The organism is Acidithiobacillus ferriphilus (assembly GCF_018854775.1).
Taxonomy (GTDB): Bacteria; Pseudomonadota; Gammaproteobacteria; order Acidithiobacillales; family Acidithiobacillaceae; genus Acidithiobacillus; species Acidithiobacillus ferriphilus.
In genome coordinates this window covers 1-4084 of the sequence record NZ_JAAZTY010000227.1, presented here as the reverse complement: position 1 = coordinate 4084, position 4084 = coordinate 1, and the positions used below count along the sequence as shown (strand labels likewise).

Annotated in this window: 5 protein-coding genes; 1 reads left to right on the top strand and 4 read right to left on the bottom strand. The window is 52.7% G+C overall.

From position 1 onward, the window contains the following. On the top strand, positions 1-728 hold a 728-nt coding region (locus tag HF921_RS12680; RefSeq protein WP_215893942.1), incomplete at its 5' end, for an FAD-dependent oxidoreductase. A gap of 89 nt (positions 729-817) precedes the next feature. Here HF921_RS12680 and HF921_RS12675 read toward each other — a convergent pair. The 4 genes from HF921_RS12675 to HF921_RS12660 form a co-directional block, all read right to left on the bottom strand. After that, the gene (locus HF921_RS12675) at positions 818-1027 is read right to left on the bottom strand and encodes a hypothetical protein (protein ID WP_064217704.1); all 210 of its coding nucleotides are present in this window, start codon (positions 1025-1027) and stop codon (positions 818-820) included. 143 nt (positions 1028-1170) lie between these two features. Continuing rightward, positions 1171-1632 carry a globin domain-containing protein gene (locus HF921_RS12670; RefSeq protein WP_064217703.1) on the bottom strand — a complete coding sequence of 154 codons (462 nt, stop codon included), beginning with the start codon at positions 1630-1632 and terminating at the stop codon, positions 1171-1173. Between the two features lie 190 nt (positions 1633-1822). Next, positions 1823-2989 carry an efflux RND transporter periplasmic adaptor subunit gene (locus HF921_RS12665; RefSeq protein WP_226834618.1) on the bottom strand — a complete coding sequence of 389 codons (1167 nt, stop codon included), beginning with the start codon at positions 2987-2989 and terminating at the stop codon, positions 1823-1825. Then, a partial coding sequence (locus HF921_RS12660; RefSeq protein ID WP_215893941.1) for an efflux transporter outer membrane subunit occupies positions 2986-4084 on the bottom strand: 1099 nt, incomplete at its 5' end. The genes HF921_RS12660 and HF921_RS12665, both read right to left, overlap by 4 nt.

Sequence of the window (4084 nt, the reverse complement as noted above, 5' to 3'; positions counted from 1 at the left end):
TGGCATTATCCCAGCAGCAAGGTCTTGATGTGCATTATGCCGTGTCTGGTGACGGCCCTCTGGCGCAGATTCTACCGCCTGTCCTGCTAGAAAAAGTCAGTGCCCGTTATCGCGCAGCGGGTGTGCAACTGGAAACCCAGAAAACACTCCAAGAAATCCGAGCCGAAGGCGGTCGACTCGTTGTGCGATTTGAAGATGGTCATGCGCTGAATTGCGACTGGGTTGTTTACGGCATCGGGATGGAGCCAAACCGTGCGCTTGCTGATATCGCTGACCTGAAGATGGCTCTCGGCGGGATCGCCGTAGATGCACAGATGCGCAGCAGTGATCCGCATATCTGGGCTGCAGGGGATCTGGCCACCTACCCCGATCCCGTATGGGGTACGCCAGTACGCCTGGAACACTGGGATAACGCTGAGGCGACTGGTCACGCTGCTGGTCTGGCCATGGCCGGGGAGACCACATCATTCGCGCATCAATCACTATTTTATAGTGATATCTACGAATTCGGGTTTGAGGCGGTGGGTATCTGTCGCAGCAGTATGGAGTGCCGGACAGCCCTGTCTCCTGATGGCGCACAAGCCGTCATTTATTATTTGCAGGACAGGCGGGTTCGGGGCGTACTGCTCTGGAATGTCTGGAAAAAGGCGGATGCCGCCCGTGCCCTCATAGCGGCCCGGACAGAGGTAAGGCAGGCGTCCTGGAAAGGGCCCCTACAGAATTGGTAACACTGTTTCCACATCCCCATTTCGACGACAGTACCGCAATCCGGGCGGTTCACAACCGCCCGGATTCAAGTCTTTTGCTATTATAGAAATCATTCCTCCTTAGCTTTTTTAAGAACGATGACAACTACTCCGCCAACAATAATCTTCACAAATAGAATCAATATCAGCAAATATATAATATATTCAAGTCTGATATCAACCCCTAATAATTTAAATGAAAAATATATGATTGCTCCGACTGCTGGCGTGATACTAAAAAACAAAAAATACTTTATCGCCTTGGTCATGGTTTTTGACATTTTCATGTCTCCCCCAATTATCTGCGATCGCCATATGCTCTGCGCGCTCAGATGATGAAAGCACAGAAGCGGCATAGCACCGATAAAGGATAAATCCCGAAAACGGTGGGTCTTTATCCTTTTACGATGAAGATAAGGGCGAATTAGACAGATGGCGGGACATCATCCAGCGTGACCGCCGCATAACGAGTTGGTGCCATAGCCTCATAGGCAGCTTCAATGCAGACAGATGCGGCCAGATTGTAGGCTTCGATCCAGGACTGAGCCATTTCCCGTGTCCAGGCTTCCCCCAAAAAGTGTTTCAGCGTATTGAGCAGACTTTTACCAACAATAAGGTAATGCTCGGGACGTGTATCGTACTTGATGTGGCCGACACCCAGTTCCTTCAGATAGGGGACCAATACTTCCATGGTGTCAATATTGGTGGCGATCAGAATGACAGAATTAAAGAGGCGTATGCGTTGTTCCGTCATGTCACCGGGAAACATTTTCCGTACTTCTGGAAAGTGGGTAAACATGTAGTTGTAAAAATACTCGGCGACCGGAACGCCCAAATCCTGAACTGCGGCGCCACTGGACTTGATGAGCTGGATATTGATGGACATCGGGTGAATGCTCCTTGAAGTGAACTACGGGTGATAAAAAACTATATTCATTCCGTTCTACTACAATGAGGGGCATGTTAACTGGCCCCAAGTATTATAGTCTATCCTGTCTGGCAGCTTATTTCCTTGATCTCGGTCAATCTTTTCGAAGTAAACGGGGGCCTGCCGAGCTGGCCGCTGCCTGATATCATCATGAATTCCTCCGGATGATGTCGAGGACGAGATTTTTCGCATGCGCGAGTTCACCGTCGTAGATAGTCGTTTGATAGCCCTTGATTGGTGTGTGGGTGAGCGTTTGCAGGACCGAATGTCGCTGCGTAGACAAATGGATGTTTGCGATCATCGATAATCCCGGACGCAGTGGATATGCTCTAAGATCCTTCCGGGATAGGGCGATCCGCACGGGAACCCGTTCCACAATGTGTATGTAATTCCCGGTAGCGTTCTCGGGAGGGAGGATGCTGAAGGCACTACCAGCCCCCGGCAGCAGACCTTCGACAGTGCCGCGATAACGCACCGCGTGTCCATAGTAATAGCTGGTGAGTTCTACCGGCTGTCCGGGACGGATATGGTGCATGTCGGTTTCCTTGATGTTGGCCACAACCCATAAGTAATCCAGCGGGACTATCGAAAAAAGGCGCTGACCAATATGGATCCGAATGCCTGGATAACTGGCGCGTTCGGCGACAAAACCAGAGACGGGGGCACGGATGATTCGGCGTTGCCATTGAATATCGGCCCTTTTCACCTGCGCGACAGCCTGCCGCACCAGCGGGTTGGTACTTAACGTCGTTCCGACCACAATGGCTTCCGCGCCGGTCAACGCGGCCTTTTCAGCCGTTACCTGCGCTTGCATCACCTGAATTTCTTTTTGCGTATCCTGTACGCGAATGGCGGAGGTAGCGCCGCTGGGAAGGGATGCACTAAAGCGGGCGAGATTATCTTCCAGCTTTTCCAGAGCGGCTTTTTTGCTGGCAACCAACTGTTGCAGTTGGGTCACTGTGGCAAAGGCCTTACGTACGTGCCGAACTTCCGCCCCAAGGTAAGCTTCCGCCCGCATCAGTCGCAGACGCGACTGGTCGGCCTGCATGATGGCCATAACCTGTCCGGTATGCACAAATTGCGTATTTTCCACAAGTACCTTTTTGAGTGTTCCCGGTGTCTGATCTTCCACGGGAACAATGTTACCCGTGACATAGGCATCATTAGTACTTACATAGAAGCGCTCGTGAAAAAACCACCACGCCGCCCAGGCCAGCGCAATGATAAGAAGCAAAACCGTAATCATCACGATATGCCGGATGCGCCGTTCCGGTACGGGCGGCGAATGATGAATGATGCCCGCTTTTTGCATCATGAGCGACCTCCGGAAAAGACATACCCGTTACCAAGAGCCGCATTGAGACGCGCCCAGGAAGTGGCATCGGCAATCTGCAAGGAGTAGTCTTGATCATTGATTTGCGCCTCGTGGATGTGCGCTGTCAGCATTCCGATTTTGTTGCTTATTCCGGTCCGAAAAGCGGCATTTTCCAGTCGGGTGGTGTGCCGTGCCGCGATGATCATTTCCTGTTCTTCGGAGAGTTTTCGCCGAATCCGCTGCCAGTCGCTGAGGCGATCTGCAATCTGACGTACGGCGTTGAGAATGGTCGCGTGGTAGTGATCTTCCGCGGTCATATAGCGGGCATTTCTTACTCGCAGTTGCGCACGCAATGCACCCCCTTCAAAAATAGGCAGGGATATCACCGGACCAACGGCATGAGCCAGATTCCCAGGACTGAACAGATCTCCCAAATGAATACTGTTCCAGCCAGCGAAGAGAGCGATATTGACGTTCGGATAGAAGGCTGCGCGTGCCGCTCCCACCTCTTGTGCGGCCACCTCTATTTCCCAGCGCGCGGCGACAATATCCGGGCGATGCGCGATGATTCGCAAGGGCAGATCTTTAGGGACGGCGATAGTCGTCAGAGACGGTAGCGGTGCCGTTTGAATATTCCGTCCCCAGTCAGGGCCATGTCCTGCCAGTGCCGCGAGGCTGTATTGCTGCACGACAATGTCGTTCGTGATGTCCGTCACCGCCTGTCGCGCGGCAGTACAGGCCTCTTTCTGCAAATAGACCGCTTTTGCCCCGGTCAAACCCGAACGCAGGCGCTCCTGGTCCAGGCGCAAGAGTGCCGCGTGGAGCCGCTGTTCCTTCAGGATCTGAGCGCGGCGTAGGATGTCGCCAATCAGTGAAAAGTAATGTATGGCCACCTCTGTGGATAAGCGTAAACGCGCTTCTGCCAAATCTGTTCGGGCAACGCGAACCTTGCCCAAGGCGGCGCGTATTTTGTCGCTATCCTGACCCCACAGATCCACATGGTATTGTACTTCCAATGGATTTAACTCGGTATACAACACACTGCTGCCATTGGCGGTGGTATGCAGTCCCTGTTTGGAGAAATATTCCTGCGTG